At 55.9% G+C, this 17,039-nt stretch carries 18 protein-coding genes and 1 tRNA gene; 4 read left to right on the forward strand and 15 right to left on the reverse strand.

Going from position 1 to position 17,039, the window contains the following annotated elements; genetic code table 11:
* Positions 1–43 precede the first annotated feature (43 nt).
* From AC07TV_RS20090 to motA, 3 genes are all read right to left on the reverse strand, one after another.
* On the reverse strand, positions 44–409 hold the full coding sequence (locus AC07TV_RS20090) for a response regulator (protein ID WP_226497362.1): 366 nt from the start codon (positions 407–409) through the stop codon (positions 44–46).
* 338 nt (positions 410–747) lie between these two features.
* Positions 748–1,695: a flagellar motor protein MotB gene (gene motB, locus AC07TV_RS20095; RefSeq protein ID WP_494650156.1), complete on the reverse strand. Its 948-nt coding sequence runs from the start codon at positions 1,693–1,695 to the stop codon at positions 748–750.
* A gap of 27 nt (positions 1,696–1,722) precedes the next feature.
* On the reverse strand, positions 1,723–2,580 hold the full coding sequence (motA, locus tag AC07TV_RS20100; protein WP_494650157.1) for a flagellar motor stator protein MotA: 858 nt from the start codon (positions 2,578–2,580) through the stop codon (positions 1,723–1,725).
* Positions 2,581–2,765: 185 nt separating this feature from the next.
* On the opposite strand from motA, the gene AC07TV_RS20105 reads away from it, so the two are divergent.
* Positions 2,766–3,299 (forward strand): NUDIX hydrolase, encoded by a 534-nt coding sequence (locus AC07TV_RS20105; RefSeq protein WP_494650171.1) that lies wholly within the window; start codon positions 2,766–2,768, stop codon positions 3,297–3,299.
* A 6-nt stretch (positions 3,300–3,305) separates the two neighbouring features.
* Here the strand turns inward: AC07TV_RS20105 and AC07TV_RS20110 are convergent, their stop codons facing one another.
* From AC07TV_RS20110 to AC07TV_RS20160, 11 genes are all read right to left on the reverse strand, one after another.
* The gene (locus tag AC07TV_RS20110) at positions 3,306–3,959 is read right to left on the reverse strand and encodes an energy transducer TonB (protein WP_494650158.1); all 654 of its coding nucleotides are present in this window, start codon (positions 3,957–3,959) and stop codon (positions 3,306–3,308) included.
* Between the two features lie 106 nt (positions 3,960–4,065).
* Complete coding sequence (locus AC07TV_RS20115; protein ID WP_494650159.1) at positions 4,066–4,206, reverse strand: DUF3149 domain-containing protein; 141 nt, start codon at positions 4,204–4,206, stop codon at positions 4,066–4,068.
* Between the two features lie 32 nt (positions 4,207–4,238).
* Complete coding sequence (locus tag AC07TV_RS20120; protein ID WP_494650160.1) at positions 4,239–4,748, reverse strand: FixH family protein; 510 nt, start codon at positions 4,746–4,748, stop codon at positions 4,239–4,241.
* Positions 4,749–4,761: 13 nt separating this feature from the next.
* Positions 4,762–6,183, reverse strand: a complete 1,422-nt coding sequence (gene ccoG / locus AC07TV_RS20125) for a cytochrome c oxidase accessory protein CcoG (RefSeq protein WP_494650161.1) — start codon at positions 6,181–6,183, stop codon at positions 4,762–4,764.
* A gap of 130 nt (positions 6,184–6,313) precedes the next feature.
* Positions 6,314–7,213, reverse strand: coding sequence for a cytochrome-c oxidase, cbb3-type subunit III (ccoP, locus tag AC07TV_RS20130; RefSeq protein ID WP_494650162.1), 900 nt, complete (start codon positions 7,211–7,213; stop codon positions 6,314–6,316).
* 15 nt (positions 7,214–7,228) lie between these two features.
* Complete coding sequence (locus tag AC07TV_RS20135) at positions 7,229–7,405, reverse strand: cbb3-type cytochrome oxidase subunit 3 (RefSeq protein WP_494650163.1); 177 nt, start codon at positions 7,403–7,405, stop codon at positions 7,229–7,231.
* 5 nt (positions 7,406–7,410) lie between these two features.
* Positions 7,411–8,052, reverse strand: a complete 642-nt coding sequence (ccoO, locus tag AC07TV_RS20140; protein WP_494650172.1) for a cytochrome-c oxidase, cbb3-type subunit II — start codon at positions 8,050–8,052, stop codon at positions 7,411–7,413.
* A 10-nt stretch (positions 8,053–8,062) separates the two neighbouring features.
* A complete protein-coding gene (ccoN, locus tag AC07TV_RS20145; protein ID WP_494650164.1) occupies positions 8,063–9,487 on the reverse strand; it encodes a cytochrome-c oxidase, cbb3-type subunit I in 1,425 nt (474 codons plus the stop codon).
* Positions 9,488–9,778: 291 nt separating this feature from the next.
* Positions 9,779–9,970: a cbb3-type cytochrome oxidase assembly protein CcoS gene (ccoS, locus tag AC07TV_RS20150; protein WP_494650165.1), complete on the reverse strand. Its 192-nt coding sequence runs from the start codon at positions 9,968–9,970 to the stop codon at positions 9,779–9,781.
* Complete coding sequence (locus tag AC07TV_RS20155; RefSeq protein ID WP_494650166.1) at positions 9,970–12,408, reverse strand: heavy metal translocating P-type ATPase; 2,439 nt, start codon at positions 12,406–12,408, stop codon at positions 9,970–9,972. Before AC07TV_RS20155 ends, ccoS begins: the two co-directional genes overlap by 1 nt.
* A 55-nt stretch (positions 12,409–12,463) precedes the next feature.
* The gene (locus tag AC07TV_RS20160) at positions 12,464–13,231 is read right to left on the reverse strand and encodes a 3-hydroxyacyl-CoA dehydrogenase (RefSeq protein ID WP_494650167.1); all 768 of its coding nucleotides are present in this window, start codon (positions 13,229–13,231) and stop codon (positions 12,464–12,466) included.
* A gap of 163 nt (positions 13,232–13,394) precedes the next feature.
* Between AC07TV_RS20160 and AC07TV_RS20165 the strand changes: the two genes are divergently transcribed.
* Entirely contained in the window at positions 13,395–14,366 is a 972-nt protein-coding gene (locus tag AC07TV_RS20165; RefSeq protein WP_494650168.1) for a GGDEF domain-containing response regulator, read from the forward strand.
* A gap of 50 nt (positions 14,367–14,416) precedes the next feature.
* Here the strand turns inward: AC07TV_RS20165 and AC07TV_RS20170 are convergent.
* A tRNA-Thr gene (locus AC07TV_RS20170) sits at positions 14,417–14,492 on the reverse strand.
* Between the two features lie 158 nt (positions 14,493–14,650).
* Here AC07TV_RS20170 and murJ point away from each other — a divergent pair.
* Both murJ and AC07TV_RS20180 read left to right on the forward strand, forming a co-directional pair.
* The gene (gene murJ, locus AC07TV_RS20175; RefSeq protein ID WP_494650169.1) at positions 14,651–16,198 is read left to right on the forward strand and encodes a murein biosynthesis integral membrane protein MurJ; all 1,548 of its coding nucleotides are present in this window, start codon (positions 14,651–14,653) and stop codon (positions 16,196–16,198) included.
* A 16-nt stretch (positions 16,199–16,214) separates the two neighbouring features.
* Positions 16,215–16,844, forward strand: coding sequence for a YbhB/YbcL family Raf kinase inhibitor-like protein (locus tag AC07TV_RS20180; RefSeq protein WP_494650170.1), 630 nt, complete (start codon positions 16,215–16,217; stop codon positions 16,842–16,844).
* The last annotated feature ends 195 nt before the right edge of the window (positions 16,845–17,039 follow it).

Here is a 17,039-nt window from a genome sequence, read left to right on the forward strand (position 1 = left end):
TGAATGCAAAAGACCCGCCCTGTTACAGGTCCGCCGGCTTAACTTAGCCGATCACCTTGCGTACGACTTCGATCAGTTTTTGGGGGTCGAAAGGCTTGACCAGCCAACCGGTGGCGCCGGCTGCGCGCCCTTGCGATTTCATCGCATCCGACGACTCGGTTGTCAGCATCAAAATGGGAGTCGACGCATACTGGGGCATTCCACGAAGACTCTTGATCAACGTCAGCCCATCCATGCGCGGCATGTTCTGGTCGGTCAGCACCAGATTGATGCTCTTGGTTTTGGCTTTGTCGAGGCCATCCTGCCCATCGACAGCTTCGACAACGTCGTAACCAGCACTCTTCAGGGTAAAGGACACCATCTGACGGATGGATGCGGAATCGTCAACTGCAAGAATGGTTTTTGCCATTTTTTCCTCGATATAAGTCTGAACAACTCAAACTCCTTACTGCCGGAGCCTGTTTGACCAGCGGATTATTGCCCACTTTTTGCGAAACAACACTGATTTTTTGCGAAATATGACCAAAACACCAACCAATAATCCCAAAAAAAGCGCCAAGGCTTTCGCTGAGGTCGCGCTGTTTTGCAAAAAACGGATCTGCTTTTTGTTGCCTACACCTTCGTCTGTCGCTCTGTTCGCTTCTTGACCACATCGCTCACGCTGGAGGCGACGACCTTGGCAAGCTTAAACGGAGCCCTCCCCCGCGGCACATTCATGCCACCTACCTGGCACGACAGGGCTGCATGTCATCCAGAGGTACCTTTCCCGCCCATTGGCAGCTTTAACCCTTCTGGAAGCAGTTCCTCCCCCCCGGCCTCCGACTCAGGCCCTTCCTCCTGCAAAATAGCCATCTCTGTTTTGCGGTTCAGGACAACGATGCTGATTCTCCGGTTAACCGAGTTCAGAGGATCATTCTTGTCGAAAAGGACAGTCGAGGAGAGCCCGACGACACGCAAGACCTTGCTATCGTCCATACCGCCGAGCACCAACTCGCGTCGCGATGCATTCGCCCGGTTTGCAGACAGTTCCCAGTTTGAAAAACCTTTTTCACCGCCTGAAAATTGAGATGCATCAGTATGCCCGGCCAAACTGATCCGGTTCGTAACACCATTCAGAGCCTTGCCAATCTGGCGCAGGATGTCCCTGGTATAGGGTTTAAGGTCGGCGCTGCTGGAGTCAAACATCGGACGGTTTTGCTCATCTACAATCTGGATGCGCAATCCCTCTGACGTTATATCAAGGAGCATCTGCTTCTTGAACTGTGCCAACTGCGGGCTTTGCTCAATCATTTTTTCGATATCAGCCTTCAAGCTTTCCAGGCGTTCCTGCTCCTTGCGACGAAACTCCGCCTGAGCCTCTTTGGAAAAGGATGTTGATTTTTTGGCCTCGACATCACCCCGCTTGACCTGCCCGGACTGGCGAGTCAAATCCTTGCCCCCCCCCTGAAGCACACTGGTGGCATCGCCCGAACCACTGCCCCCCTGGCTGGAGACCTTCAGCGGGTTCTGGAAAAAATCAGCAATGCCCTGCAGGTCGCCCTTGGCAGTGGAACCAAGCAACCACATCAAAAGGAAGAAAGCCATCATCGCCGTTACGAAGTCAGCATAGGCGATCTTCCAGGCGCCGCCGTGCGCGCCACCCGCAACGACCTTCTTGCGCTTGATAATTATGGGACGTGTGGAATCGTCGCTCATCGTATTTATTTAATGCCTGGCGACAGGCTATTTACCTTTGCGAGCTTTCAGTTCTTCTTCGAGCTCCGTAAAGCTGGGACGTTCATGCGACCCCAGCGTCTTTCGACCGAACTCGATGGCTACCTGTGGTGCATAACCGGACATCGAAGCCAAAAGAACCATCTTGATGGTCTTGTAGATAGTGGCCCCTTCATTGGCTTTTTGCTCCAGAAGCTTGGCTACTGGCTCAACGAAACCATAGGAAATCAGGATACCAAGGAAGGTTCCGACCAGCGCTCCGCCGATCATCTTGCCGAGAACCGCCGGAGGGCTACCAACTGAGCCCATCACGTTCACGACGCCCATCACGGCCACCACGATACCGAAGGCAGGCACGGCACCGGCGATGCTTGACACGACATGACCCGGCTCAGCAGCCTCGTGGTGATGCGTTTCGAGCTCGACGTCCATCAGGCTCTCGATTTCAACCGTATTCAGGTTGCCGCCAACCATCATCCGTAGGTAGTCGCAGGTAAACTCCATCACATGATGGTCGTGCACCAGATTTGGATATTTGCTGAAGATCGGGCTGGCTTCTGGGTTTTCGATGTCGCCTTCGATGGACATCAAGCCCTCCTTGCGCACCTTGCCAAGAATCTCAAAAAGCATGGCCAGGGCATCGACATAAAACGCCTTGTTGTACTTTGAGCCCTTGAGTATGCCGGGAACGGCGCCGACCGTCGCCTTGATGATCTTGATATCGTTTGCTGCAACGAAATACCCGATCGTCAGACCGATAATCGCCACATATTCAGTCGGCACCCAAAGGGCGAGGAGACTCCCATGCAGTGCATACGTTCCCAGCGCCGAAGCCAGAATGATGACGTAACCAACAATCAAAAACATGCAAAGCCCCCTGTCGCGCCAGCTAGAACCAGCGCAGATCCGCCCGGTAATTGGTTTTCGCTATTGTAGCCACTTGAATTGCCGGAGTGCAAAGAAAGAGAGGGCGGGCATCAGCCGATCTTCGGCTTTAAGGAAAGACCCGGTGGTAGACTGAGGCACATTGCCAAGCAGATCCACGCCCCATGATCCAATACTGTAACCATTGCGGCGCGAATGTGACTTTTACCGTTCCGCCGGGAGATTCGCTACCGCGACACGTCTGCAATGCGTGCGGCCACATCCACTATGAAAATCCCCGCCTGGTGGTCGGTTGCGTCGCTGAATGGGAGGATCGAATCCTTCTGTGCCGCCGAGCCATCGAGCCGCGACACGGGTTCTGGACGCTTCCGGCCGGTTTTATGGAAAATGGCGAAACCACTTCGCAGGCGGCAGTTCGTGAAACCCACGAAGAGGCAGGAGCAAGGATATTGATCGATGCGCCGTTCGCCATGATCAGCATCGCACATATCAACCAAGTCCATTTGTTCTATCGCGGCCGCATGACCGACCCGCACTTTGCCGCTGGCGAGGAGAGCCTTGAGGTCAGCCTGTGCCATCCAGAACAGATCCCCTGGAGCGAGTTGGCCTTTCGTAGCGTCAGCTTGTGTCTTGAGTACTACCTCGCCGACCGCGCGAAGGGAACCTACCGCTTTCACGAGACAGAGCTTCCGGCAGCTTAAGCGCCTTCAATCGGCAAGGCGATATTCGACCGGCAGCGAAATACTCAGATTCCTGCCACGCATGCCTTCCGGCATGATTGCCAGACTCACCGCCTGCTCAACCATGTCAAGCGCCTGCCGATCCAGAACCCCATGACCCGACGAGCGATCTAGCGAGACGGTAGGCCCCCCCATACCAATGGCCATGACGACAGAGACATGGACCACGCCCTCCCATCCATTGTCTCGCGCTAGCGATGGATAAACCTTGAATTGGCGCGCGCTACGGGCAACATTCAAGCGATATTGCCCGAGTTCCTCCACTGTGGTCGATTGCGACTTGGAGGACTCGATACCATGTGCGTGATCGAGTTTAGCGCCTCCCGAATCCACCACTTCCACGGTCGACCGGAAAAAACGGCCAATATTCAAATTCCCCGTTTTAACATCGGACGTTACCCCGGATTTTCGAACGGTCATTTCAGGCTTCGCGTTGGAAACTCCCTGAGTCGAGATTTGGGGAGAATGCAATTCATGCATATCGTGCGTACCAATGCGCATTTCCAAGGTACTCATACCACGCCCTGAAGTGGCTGGCGGGGCCAATACGCCGGGGCGACTTGCTGAAAGCAAGATCACAAAATGCAAGAAAACCGAAATGAGCAAGGCACGAGTCAGCATGCCTCAGTTTCGCCGCTCTCAATGAAAAAAACAAACCCCCGATCGGCCAACCGATCAGGGGTTCAGGAGCCTCAGCGCTCAATGAGCGAAAGGATCAGAAGCAATATTACTTGCCGGCCTTGCGGGTATCTTCTTCCATCTTGTTGGCGTACATCTTGCCCATCACCACGCCGATGACCAGAACACCAACGATGACCGCAAAGCTCATCAGACCAAAATCGCTGCTAAACAAAAGTTCCCACGCCATATGTCACCTCCCAGTAACAATTAAAAAACCAACTACTTTCCCGCTCGCGCCGTCAGGCGCAACGGTTCCAACGAATCAGCCTGCCACTCGCCCTGAAGGCGCCATTTAGCAGCGGGATCCTCAATCGACACAAGCCAACGCCCTGAAATATCCGCGACCAGCATGCCACTGTAAAAGCCCGGTCCTTCCATAGTCATCTTGATCAACTGATCCTGCCCGGCACGGGTTGGATGTGCCAGTTTCAGAACAATTTCGGATGGCAAGCCAGCATCGCTATCGGCGCGCAACAGGAGTCGCAAATTCGCACCTGAACGCATTACATCGCCCTGCAACCCAAGGCTGCCCGCCTGATGGTCACGTTGCAAGCTCTGGTTCACTGCAAGCCCCTGCTTGTAGTAATCATCAGTTACCAGACCATCGTTGCTGACAACAGCCAGCCATAGCGTGATAAAGCCGGCAACAATGACGATACCCGGCCCGGCCATCAAAAACCAAGGCCAGCGCTGCTTGTACCAAGGAGGATTGTCATTGCTCAATGTCATTGAATTACTCATGTCAGGGCATCAGGAATGAGGCTTTTTCGTGAACCGCAATCTTGTCGTGGTTCTGGGCCTGGATGTCAAAATAAATGGTGTTCGCGCCCTTTTTTCCGGACTCCGGAGGGACACGAACGACGATGGTCACTTCATGGTTCTCTGCACTGGCAACCTCAACAATACGGTCACCAACAATTTCGACCCCTTCCAGACCCTCGACGGACAACGTGTAGCGCTTGGGTTCCTCAGTGGTATTCATGATTTTCAGGTTATAGACGTTTTCGATACGTCCATCATCTGCCTCTCTGGCCAATAGAGAGCGATCACGAATGACATCAACCTTCAGCGGCACACGAACAGCCAAGGACCAAATAGCCGCAATGGTGATAGCCATCAAAATCACCGTATAAAGAATGATTCGGGGGCGGACCAAATGCGCGATCACCTCTTTGGGGGTGAAATGCTTCGCCAGTGCGTTCTCTGTAGTATAGCGGATAAGCCCTCGGGGCAAACCCAGCTTGTCCATTACCGGGTCGCAAGCATCGATGCAAGCTCCACAACCGATACATTCGTATTGCTGTCCCTTGCGAATATCGATGCCTGTCGGGCAAACCACCACACACAATCCGCAATCCACACAATCACCGAGGCCTGACTCGCTGACATCTACAACCTTCTTGCGAGCGCCGCGCGGCTCCCCCCGCTCCGGATCGTACGTGATGATCAACGTATCCGGATCAAACATAACCCCCTGAAAACGCGCATAGGGGCACATGTACTTGCAGACTTGTTCACGGAGAAAGCCCGCCTGCATATAGCAGAAGCCGCCATAGAAGAAAGTCCAGAACAGTTCCCATCCGGAAAAATCAAACGGAAGCGCCGCCAGCAGTTCGCTCACGGGGGTGAAATACGCCACCAGCGTAAATCCAGTCCACAGCGAGATCAGCAACCATATTGCGTGCTTCACCGCCTTTAGACGGAACTTTCGGGCCGTCATCGGCCCCTTGTCCAACTTCATGCGGGCCGAACGATCCCCCTCGATCCTGTTTTCGATCCACATGAATATTTCGGTGTACACGGTCTGAGGACAGGCATACCCACAGAACAAGCGCCCTGCAATCGCTGTAAACAGGAACAAGGCATAGGCCGAAACAATCAGTAGCAGCGCAAGGTAGAAGACATCCTGAGGCCATAAAACCAAGCCAAACAAATAGAATTTCCGTTCAACCAAATGGAGCAGCACGGCCTGACGACCATTCCACTCAAGCCACGGCACACAATAGAAAAGTATCTGGGTGACCCAGACCAGAATCCAGCGCCAGTTGTTCCACCACCCCTTGACGTCACGGATATAGACCTTTTTGTGCTTCTCGTAAAAAGACACTTCCACCTTAGGATCGGTAGATTTGGCGTGGGGACTATTGCTAGAGGATTCCGTCATGGTCTTATCCGTATCTAAATTACGCTGAACATGCACTGTTCGGCGCTATTGCAACGCAATTTAGATACAAATCAGGATTTTCAAATGCAGAAATAAAAACGGGGCGGCCAAGCCGCCCCGTATATGCCAATTACTTGGCGCCTTGGCTCAGGCTAATCACGTAAGCCGACAGCAGATGCACCTTGGCATCGCCTAGGAATTCCTTCCAAGCAGGCATCTGATTCTGACGCCCCTTGGTGATCGTTTCCGTGATGGTCGCTTCAGAAGAACCATACAACCAGATCTTGTCGGTCAGGTTGGGAGCACCAACAGCAGCCATACCCGTCGCTTCCATACCGTGGCAACCTACGCAACCAGCGGAGGTAAAGGTTTCCTTACCCTTGGCAGCACGGACAGAGTCATTCGGCAGACCGGACAGCGAACGAACATAATTCGCCAGATCCTTGATGCTGTCCGCACCCAACTGCTCATGCGGAGGCATGACGCCCATACGACCATTGGAAATGGTTTCCTTGATCTGTTCCGGCTCACCACCATATTGCCAGTCGGCGTCGGTCAGATTCGGAAAGCCCTTGGCTCCACGCGCATCAGCACCGTGACACTGCATGCAGTAGGTCAGGTACAGACGCTTGCCCATTTCCATGGCTTGCTTGTCGCCGGCCACAGCCTTGACATCCATGGCCATGAACTTGTCAAACAAAGGCTTGACGGTCGCATCCATCTTGTCGACTTCGGCCTTATGCTGACCACCGGACGTCCAGCCCAGCATCCCCTTGTTGTTACCTAGGCCCGGATACAGCGCGAGATAGACAAAAGCGAAGACCACAGTGATGATGAACATCCAACTCCACCACTTGGGCATTGGATTGTTGTACTCCTCCAATGTTTCATCCCAAACGTGCCCCATCGTCTTGCCAGGCGTAAAGGTCGCTTTGCCCTGCATGTAGAGAAGAATTGCGCAGGCGAGAATACTACCCACCACAATCACAATCACGTACATGTTCCAAAATTCGCTAACGAAATCGCTCATTTGCTTTCCTTTTTTTCAGCGGGGGTGCGACGGCGTTGACACCGCACCCTGATCATCATGCTCCGCGAACGGCAAGTTGGCAGCTTCCTCAAACCCCTTCTTGCTACCCCTGCCGTAGGCCCACCCCACAATACCGAGGAAGCAAAGCAACCCGACAACTGTGGTTATGGAACGCAGATCGTTGATGTCCATGGCTATTACTTTACGTTCTTCAGTGCCGTACCCATACCCTGCAGGTAGGCAATCAGGACATCAAGTTCGGTCTTGTCACCGATGGCAGCCTTGGCACCCTTGATCTCTTCATCCGTATAGGTGGGGATACCGCGGGCATTGGCGAAACCACGCATAACCTGCATCTTCTTCTCGATGTCAGCGCCAACCGTATCCTTGGCCTTATTGCCAGCCAAAAAGGCGAAGGCCGGCATGTTGGACTCAGGCACGACATCACGAGGATTCATCAGGTGAGCACGCTGCCACTCATCAGAGTAGCGACCGCCAACACGGTGAATATCCGGACCTGTACGCTTAGAGCCCCACTGGAACGGGTGATCATAAACGTACTCACCGGCAACAGAATAGTGACCGTAACGCTCGGTTTCGGCGCGGAACGGACGAATCATCTGCGAATGGCAAAGAAAACAGCCCTCGCGAAGATAAACGTCACGGCCAGCCAGACGAACAGCATCGTAAGGCTTGACGCCCTCAACCGGAGTCGTGGTCGATTTCTGGAAGAACAGCGGAACGATTTCGAGCAGACCACCCCAAATCACGGTAAGCAACGTCAGCACAATCAGCAGGACTACGCTTTTTTCAATTTGCTCATGCTTTAGCATTGTTATCTCTCCCTAATCAGGCGTGATGACCGGCCGGAGCGATCACCGGCATGTCCTGTGTCTTGCCACCAGCCATGGTCTTGAACATGTTGTAAGCCATGATCAGCATACCGGACAGGAACAGGACACCACCCAACCAACGGATCGCCCAGAACGGATAGGATCCCTTGACGGACTCAACGAAACTGTAAGCCAGCGTACCGTCGGCATTGACAGCGCGCCACATCAGGCCCTGCATCACCCCCGAGATCCACGTAGAAGCGATATAAAGTACGGTACCAATGGTGGCGATCCAGAAGTGGGTCGTCATCAGCTTGGTGCTATACATCTCGGACTTGCCAAAGAGCTTCGGCAGCAGGTAGTAAATTGAACCGATGGAAACCATGGCCACCCAGCCCAGAGCGCCTGAGTGAACGTGACCGACAGTCCAGTCCGTGTAGTGCGACAGCGCATTGACCGTCTTGATCGACATCATCGGACCTTCGAACGTGGACATACCGTAGAAGGACAGCGAAGTGATCAGGAACTTCAGGATAGGATCGTCGCGCAGCTTATGCCAGGCACCCGACAGGGTCATGATGCCGTTGATCATGCCACCCCAAGACGGAGCCAGCAGAATCAGCGAGAAAACCATACCGACGGACTGCGTCCAGTCAGGCAGTGCAGTGTAGTGCAGGTGGTGCGGACCCGCCCACATGTACGTAAAGATCAGCGCCCAGAAGTGAACCACTGACAAACGATAGGAGTAAACCGGGCGACCCGCCTGCTTCGGCACGAAGTAGTACATCATGCCAAGGAAGCCTGCTGTCAGGAAGAAGCCCACCGCATTGTGACCGTACCACCACTGGATCATGGCATCCTGAACACCGGCATAGGCCGAATAGGACTTGGTCAGCGTAACCGGCACAGCAGCACTATTAACCAGATGCAGCAGCGCAACGGCGATGATGAACGCGCCGAAGAACCAGTTCGCCACATAGATATGCGAAACGGTGCGCTTGCCGATGGTACCGAAGAATACAAGCGCGTACGAAACCCAGACCAACGTGATCAGGATATCGATCGGCCACTCCAGCTCGGCATACTCCTTACCCTGGGTAAAACCCAACGGCAAAGAAATCGCTGCGAGCAGAATGACAAGTTGCCAGCCCCAGAAAGTAAAGGGAACCAGCGGACCGCCCCACAAACGGGCGTGCGATGTGCGTTGAACACACCAGTAAGACGTTGCAAACAGGGCGCAACCACCAAATGCAAAAATAACTGCGTTGGTATGCAACGGACGCAAACGACCAAAGTGCAGGAAGCCAATATTCAGCTCCGGCCAGACCAACTGCGCAGCAATGATGACACCAACCAGCATGCCAACAATGCCCCAAATAACAGTCATGACAGCGAATTGCCGTACGACTTTATCGTTATATGTGGTTTTCGTTCCAGACATGAACCCACCTCTCGTAAAGAAAAAACGGAATGCCCACCTCCCTTAACCCAAGGGGGCACATGGAAAGCGATGTTATTCTAGTTCAGGGGCAGTGTTTTGACCTAGATCAACCTACCTATTATCTAAGGCAGATAGTCCGTAATATCTAGGCGCAGCATGGGATCCCCTAGGCGTGGACAAAAAAAGGGTGCGTCGTAACGCACCCCAACCCCAACAGAGAATCGCTGCAAAGCTTCCGCTTCACAATGTAATAACTATGCCAAGTGTCAGCGCCCCTAGCGTTGACACAGGTCAAACATTGTCTCGTTTGGTGGCTTCCTTGGTATCGTCGAGTGGCTTTGGCTGATCCTCGTCCATCAAAACACGAAATCCGGGCCCCTCGAGGTCATCGAATTGCCCGCTCCGCACTGACCACCAAAAGGCGATGGCGATCCCAAAGACAAGGATGACCGATACCGGGATGAGGAGATATACGCTTTCCATCAATCTGTCTCCACACGCTGAATGCGCAGTGAATTAAGGACGACCAGCAAAGAGCTGGCCGACATGCCGATGCCGGCAATCCAAGGGGTTACGTAGCCGGTAATGGCCAATGGCAGGGCAACAAAATTGTACGCGAAGGACCACCAAAGATTCTGGTGAATTACTTGCAGGGTTTTCCGGGCACGCCGCAGGCCGTGACGCAAATGATCCAGATTCTCGGAGAGCAGGATGAAATCGGACTGAGTCCTTGCCAGCTGCGCCCCCCCTCCCATGGCGACCGACACCTGCGCCTGAGCCAGCACCGGCGCGTCATTGACGCCATCGCCAAGCATGGCGACGATGGCGCCTTCAGCCTGGAGCCCGGTGACGCAATCGTGCTTGCCCTGCGGGGTAACCCCGGCCCTGACATCAGTGATGCCGAGCTTGCCGGCAACCAGATGCGCCACGGCAGGCGCATCCCCCGTCAGGAGAATGACTTTCTTCCCGGCATTACGCAGTTCCGAAATCAACTCAGCCGACTCTTGGCGCAATTCGTCACCGATCCGAAACAGTGCAAGACAGCCGGTTTGATCAGCAAGAGCGACAACCGTATCACCGCTTTCCAGCCAGCCGGCTGCGGTGTCCTGCAGTTTGGCATCGCTCAGGGCCAGCGCGTAATCAGGGCGGCCGATTCGGCAACGGCGGCCGCCAACGAGGGCTTCGATACCCTGCCCGGGCTCACTGAACACTGCCGAAGTAACAGGCAACTCTTCCCCGGCAGCCAGACGAAGTGCAGTGGCCACCGGGTGTTCAGAGGCGTGCTCAAGTGCGGCCGCCATGGCAAGACAGGTTTCCCGACTCTCGCCGGCGGTTGGGAGGACATCCACCAGATGCATCCGCCCTGTCGTTAACGTGCCCGTTTTATCAAAGACAAAATGAGTTGCCCGCGCCAGTGTTTCAATGGCGTGGCCGCGCGTTACCAGCAAGCCATCCTTCGCCAAGGCGCCCGCCGACACTGTCAGGGCGATCGGCGTCGCCAGCGAAAGTGCGCATGGGCAAGTAACAACAAGCACTGAAACGGTAATCCACAATGCTTTCGATGGATCGACGATATACCAGCCGACGGCGACCAGAATCGCCACGGCAAGCAGAACCGCGACGAAATAGCTGGCGATGCGATCAGCCAGAACGACGATTTTCGGTTTTTCAGCAGCCGCCCGCTCCATCAACTGGATGATCGCTGACAGACGCGTTCCCTCGCCAACTTGCTCGACTTGCACAACCAAAGGGCTTTCGGCATTGATCGACCCACCGGTCACCGCCTCGCCGGGCGACTTAGGCACCGGTTTGCTTTCCCCCGTCAGCAACGCCTCGTTGGCGCAACTGACACCTTCGATTACCCGGCCGTCCGCCGGTACAATCTCTCCAGCCCGAACCATGACGTAGTCGCCCGGGCGCAAATCGGCGACAACACATTGCTCAGTGTTACGGTCAACCGGAAATTTCGGTATTTTTTGAGCAAAGGCAGGCAGCAGGCGGGCCAGCGCCTCGGTGACGCTGACTGCCTTCTGGCGCGCCGTCATTTCCAGATAGCGGCCACCCAGCAAAAAGAAGATGAACATGGTGACCGAATCGAAGTAGACCTCGCCGGCCTGCATAAATGTTGCCCAGCAACTGGCAATGAAAGCGGCGCCAACACCTAGTGCCACCGGCACATCCATGCCGACGCGGCGCAGCTTGATATCGCGCCAGGCGTTGCGGAAGAAAGGTGCCGAGGAATAAAAGATGACCGGCATGGTCAGCAGCATGCTGGCCCAGCGCATGAGGCTTTCGATGTCGGGCGCCATGTCGCCGTCGGCAATATAGACCGGGTAGGCATACATCATTACCTGCATCATGCCGAAGCCGGCAACCCACAGGCGCCACATGGCTTCACGCCGTTCCTTGCGGGAAATTTCCTCGTTTTTGGCCGCATCGTACGGGTAGGCGCGATAACCGATGGCAGCGATGGCGCTGAGAATATCCGAGAGCTTGATGCGGGTTTCGTCCCAGCGCACGCGGGCTCGGCGGGTCGTGTAGTTGATATTGACGGCCATCACACCGGGCAATCGGCCAACATGCTGCTCGTTCAGCCAGATACAGGCGGAACAGGTGATGCCCTCAAGCAGCAGCGACGCCTCGCGCTCGTTTTGACCAAGCTCCTTGACAAAGCTTTTCTGGAATTCGGCGTGGTCGTACATGACCAGTTGTTCGAGAATCGCCGGCATGGCTTCGCGCGGCGACTCGGGCATCGCATCGCGGCTGCGGTAATAGTCGGCCAGCCCGTTATCGACAATCGATTGCGCCACGGCCTGGCAGCCAAAACAGCACATGGCCCGCGGCTGGCTGTCTATCTTCACCGACAGATCAACATCGTCGGGAATCGGCAGGCCACAGTGATAGCAGGAGGCGGGGGGCATCAAATAAAAAGGCACCGAAGTGCCTTTTGGGTCAAGGACAGAGCCGAAGTATAGTTTATTTGACGCCCATCCGGATGGCGCCATCCAGCCGGATGACTTCACCATTCAGGTACGCGTTCTCGGCGATGTGCCGAACCAGCGCCGCGTACTCGGCCGGTTTGCCCATGCGAGTCGGGAACGGCACCATTTTATTCAGCGAGTCCTGCACCTCGGGCGGCATGCCGAGCAGCATCGGCGTTTCCATGATGCCCGGGGCGATGGTCATGCAACGGATGCCGCTGCGTGCCAGTTCACGAGCGACCGGCAGGGTCAGCGCCACGATGCCGCCTTTCGAGGCCGCGTAGGCCGCCTGCCCAAGCTGACCTTCATAGGCGGCAACGGAGGCGGTATTGATTATCACGCCGCGTTCGCCACCGGCATCCGGCTCGTGTTTCATCATTGCATCAGCCGCCAGGCGGATCATGTTGAAGGTGCCGACTAGATTGATGTTGATTACCTTGGCAAAACTCTCCAACCGATGCGGCCCTTCCTTGCCAAGAACCTTCTCGGCCGGCGCGACACCGGCACAGTTCACCAGACCATGCAGCGCACCGAATTTGGAAATCGCCGTATTTATCGCGTTGACCGCAGAAGTCTCGTTGGCCACATCCGTTTCGACAAAACAGGTGTTTGCACCCAGTTCAGTCGCCATCTTTTCGCCCGCCTGACGATTCAGGTCAACCAACACCACTTTCGCCCCGGCTTCCACCAAAGCACACGCCGTCGCCGCGCCCAGCCCGGAACCCGCGCCGGTTACCAGAAATACTTTGTCCTGAATTTGCATCGCAACCATCTCCTGAATATTTGTCATTTTCCAGACGGTACCGTATGGAAAGAAGGCACATATTACTCCTCGATGTGACGATCGAAAATGCCTTCACTTTCGATCTCTGCATTACGCAGTGCTATGATCGATAAGTATCCAGACCATTCAAGGCAACCCGATCATGTCCGAGCAGATCGCACCCGACAGAAGCAGGCCGACCGTACTCGTCATCGACCCGTCGGCAAGCAACAGGGCATTGATCTGCGAGTGCCTTCGCCAATTGCCGGAGGTCCGGACCATGGCCACCGGCGACGGCGAGACTGCTCTGCAGATATTCCGCGAAGCCTGGCCCAGCCTGGTGCTGCTCGACACCACCCAGCAAGACACCAATGGCATCGAGCTGACACGAAAAATCCGCGCCTGGGAACTATCCAGAATCGAGACGGGAATTTCGCCATGGACGCCGATCGTCTTCCTCTCCTCGGTCACCGATGAAGACACGCTCGCCCAGGGAATCCTGGCCGGCGGCGACGACTTCCTGTCCAAACCAGTCTCGGAAGTAGTACTGCTGGCCAAGGTACGCGCCATGTTGCGGATTTCAACCCGGCAACAGGAAATCTGTGAAGTACATAGACAGCTCAAGGAAATCGCCATTCTCGATAGCCTGACCGGCATACCCAATAGACGCCACTTCGATGACACCCTGGCGGTTGAGTGGAAGCGCTGCATCCGCAATGACACCCCGCTCAGCATCGTGCTCAGCGATGTCGACTTCTTCAAGCAGTTCAATGACATCTATGGGCATCAGGCCGGCGACTTCTGCCTGAAGGCGGTGGCCAGTTCGCTCAGCGAATCGCTGTTTCGTGTCGAAGACACCGTCGCTCGCTACGGCGGCGAAGAGTTCGTTGCCATTCTGCCCGGCACCGATGCCACTGGCGCCTACGCAGTGGCCGAACGTATGCGTCAATCAGCCCGCGACCTGTGCATCCCGCACGAACGCGGTATCGATGGCCGCGTCTCGTGCAGCTTCGGCGTTGCCAGCACGCACCCGAGCGCGGACAAAGCGCCGCATCAATTGGTTAAAACGGCCGATTCCTGTCTGTACGCCGCCAAGAATGCTGGCCGCAATCGGGTAACGCTCAGTCTCGAATAAACTGCACCACCGGAAATGAAAAAGCCCACACGAAGTGGGCTAAATCAAGATGGTGCCGCTTGCCGGAATCGAACTGGCGACCTTTTCATTACGAATGAACTGCTCTACCAACTGAGCTAAAGCGGCAAACCAAGGCCGCGAATTCTACAGTAGCCGATCCATACGGGCAACAAGGCGCATTCGAAATCCCCCACTTTGGCATCTGAAAATCCATCTTGAATGCCTATTACGGCCTTCATGGAAGCACAGCGTAGAATCATGCTTTTCGGCGACACCCACATCAAATGAATCTGCTACGCGCGCTGGCCACGGTCAGTGGCATGACCCTGCTCTCAAGAATTCTCGGCTTCGCGCGTGATTTCGTCATTGCCCGCGCCTTCGGCGCCGGGATGGCCACCGACGCTTTTTTTGTCGCCTTCAAGCTGCCCAATCTGCTCCGCCGGATGTTCGCCGAAGGTGCCTTCTCCCAAGCCTTCGTGCCCATCCTTGGTGAGTACAAGAACAAGGGCAGCGAGGAAGACACACGTACGCTGGTTGACCATGTCGCCAGCCTGCTTTCGATTGCGCTGTTTGCGGTCACCGCAATCGGCATTGCGGCGGCCCCGATCCTCGTTTGGGTCTCGGCTCCCGGCTTTGCAGCGGATGCAGGCAAGTTTGAACTGACGGTGACGCTGACCCGCATCACCTTCCCGTACATTCTCTTCATGTCGCTGGTTGCGCTGTCTGGCGGGATACTCAATAGCTGGAGCCGCTTCGCGCTGCCAGCCTTCACGCCCGTCCTGCTCAACCTGGCATTCATCGGCATGGCGCTGTTTGCCGCGCCCTTTTTCGACCCGCCGGTGCTGGTGCTGGGCTGGGCTGTATTTCTCGGAGGCCTGTTGCAACTGGCGATCCAGATTCCCGCCCTGAAGAAAATCGCCATGCTGCCCCGACCATCACTGAACTGGCGTGCGGCATGGGCCGACCCCGGGGTTCGCCGGATCACCAAACTGATGGCGCCAGCCATGGTCGGTGTCTCGGTGTCGCAGATCAGCCTGCTGATCAACACCATTTTTGCCTCGTTTTTGGCATCCGGGAGCGTTTCCTGGCTTTACTACGCCGACCGCCTGATGGAATTTCCTTCCGGCCTGCTCGGCGCCGCGCTGGGGACGATCCTGCTGCCCTCGCTGTCCCGCTACCATGCCAGCAACAACCCGGTTGAGTATTCGCGACTGCTCGACTGGGGCCTGCGCCTGACCCTGCTACTTGCCGCCCCGGCCGCTCTGGCCCTGGCCATTCTGGCCGTGCCGCTGGTCTCGGCGCTGTTCTATCACGGCGCCTTTTCGGCCGACGATGTCTTTCGCACCCGCGAAGCCCTGGTTGCCTACACCGTCGGGCTGACCGGCATGATTCTCGTCAAGGTGCTGGCCCCCGGCTTTTACGCCCGCCAGAACATCCGGACGCCGGTACGCATAGCGCTGATCTCGCTGGCCGCCACACAAATCATGAACCTGGCCTTTGTCGGCTGGCTGGCGCATGCAGGCCTCGCCCTGTCGATCGGTCTGGCTGCCTGCCTCAATGCACTGATGCTTTATCGCGGCCTGCGCCGTCTGGAAATCTACCAGCCACAGGCCGGTTGGCTGATTTTCAGTAGCAAACTGCTCCTCGCATTGATCGTCATGGGCAGTATTCTGTGGTTTGGCATGGGCCTGGAAAAAAGCTGGTTGCAAAGGAGCTTCATCGACCGGACAATTCATTTGGCTTGGCTGGTTCCGCTTGGCGCAACCACCTATTTCGGCACACTGTGGATTCTTGGCTTCCGCCTGAGAGACTTCAAACGCCAGGCGGCGTAATTCAGGAGAGGTAACGATGCAACTGACCAGCACCAGCTTTTCAGATGGGCAAAAGATTCCGGGCGACTATTCCTTTTGTACCCCTGACCCGGCTCACCACGTTTGCCTTGGCAAAAACATCAATCCCCATCTGTCCTGGAGTGATGCCCCGGCCGGAACGAAATCGTTCGTTGTCATCTGCCACGATCCGGATGTCCCCAGCCAGGGGGACGACGTCAATCAGGAAGGTCGAACCGTTCCCGCCAGCCTGCCCCGCGTCGAATTCTTCCATTGGGTTCTGATCGATCTGCCAGCCACGTTCAACACGATTGCCGAAGGCGAATTCAGCCATCAAGTTACGCCGCGCGGCAAACCCGGACCGCAGACGGCGCAGGGGTGCCGGCAAGGCATCAACAATTACACCGACTGGTTCGCCGGCGACCATGACATGAGCGGCGACTATTACGGCTACGATGGCCCGTGCCCACCGTGGAACGACGAGATCATCCATCACTACATTTTTACGGTGTACGCGCTGGATATTGAAAAGCTGCCGCTCGATGGCAGGTTCGGTGGCCCGGAAGTCCGCGCCGCCATTCAGAGCCACGTTCTGGCCGAAGCAAGCCTGACCGGAACCTATACGCTGAACGCCAGCCTGCTGGCCTGATTTCAACGCCCCCACAACGCCAAAGGCCATGCACTCGCATGGCCTTTGTCTTTTCAAGCTGGCCGGCTCAGCCGGCCGTGCCGTGCCGGGCCGGCCTTACTTCACCAGCCCCTTGCAACCGCCAACGGTATTGCCGTTGCACGGAATCGACGTCTCGCGATTGATCAGCCACTTGCCGTTCACCTTGATCATCTC

Source organism: Azonexus sp. GW821-FHT04F04 (genome assembly GCF_059420025.1).

Coding starts and splice junctions, on each gene's coding strand:
- AC07TV_RS20165 (WP_494650168.1), top strand. CDS start 13,395: ATGTCCGAGCAGATCGCACCCGACAGAAGCAGGCCGACCGTACTCGTC.
- AC07TV_RS20090 (WP_226497362.1), bottom strand. CDS start 409: ATGGCAAAAACCATTCTTGCAGTTGACGATTCCGCATCCATCCGTCAG.
- motB (WP_494650156.1), bottom strand. CDS start 1,695: ATGAGCGACGATTCCACACGTCCCATAATTATCAAGCGCAAGAAGGTC.
- AC07TV_RS20115 (WP_494650159.1), bottom strand. CDS start 4,206: ATGGCGTGGGAACTTTTGTTTAGCAGCGATTTTGGTCTGATGAGCTTT.
- motA (WP_494650157.1), bottom strand. CDS start 2,580: ATGTTTTTGATTGTTGGTTACGTCATCATTCTGGCTTCGGCGCTGGGA.
- murJ (WP_494650169.1), top strand. CDS start 14,651: ATGAATCTGCTACGCGCGCTGGCCACGGTCAGTGGCATGACCCTGCTC.
- ccoN (WP_494650164.1), bottom strand. CDS start 9,487: ATGTCTGGAACGAAAACCACATATAACGATAAAGTCGTACGGCAATTC.
- ccoP (WP_494650162.1), bottom strand. CDS start 7,213: ATGAGCGATTTCGTTAGCGAATTTTGGAACATGTACGTGATTGTGATT.
- AC07TV_RS20110 (WP_494650158.1), bottom strand. CDS start 3,959: ATGCTGACTCGTGCCTTGCTCATTTCGGTTTTCTTGCATTTTGTGATC.
- AC07TV_RS20135 (WP_494650163.1), bottom strand. CDS start 7,405: ATGGACATCAACGATCTGCGTTCCATAACCACAGTTGTCGGGTTGCTT.
- AC07TV_RS20120 (WP_494650160.1), bottom strand. CDS start 4,748: ATGACATTGAGCAATGACAATCCTCCTTGGTACAAGCAGCGCTGGCCT.
- AC07TV_RS20155 (WP_494650166.1), bottom strand. CDS start 12,408: ATGCCCCCCGCCTCCTGCTATCACTGTGGCCTGCCGATTCCCGACGAT.
- ccoS (WP_494650165.1), bottom strand. CDS start 9,970: ATGGAAAGCGTATATCTCCTCATCCCGGTATCGGTCATCCTTGTCTTT.
- ccoG (WP_494650161.1), bottom strand. CDS start 6,183: ATGACGGAATCCTCTAGCAATAGTCCCCACGCCAAATCTACCGATCCT.
- AC07TV_RS20160 (WP_494650167.1), bottom strand. CDS start 13,231: ATGCAAATTCAGGACAAAGTATTTCTGGTAACCGGCGCGGGTTCCGGG.
- AC07TV_RS20180 (WP_494650170.1), top strand. CDS start 16,215: ATGCAACTGACCAGCACCAGCTTTTCAGATGGGCAAAAGATTCCGGGC.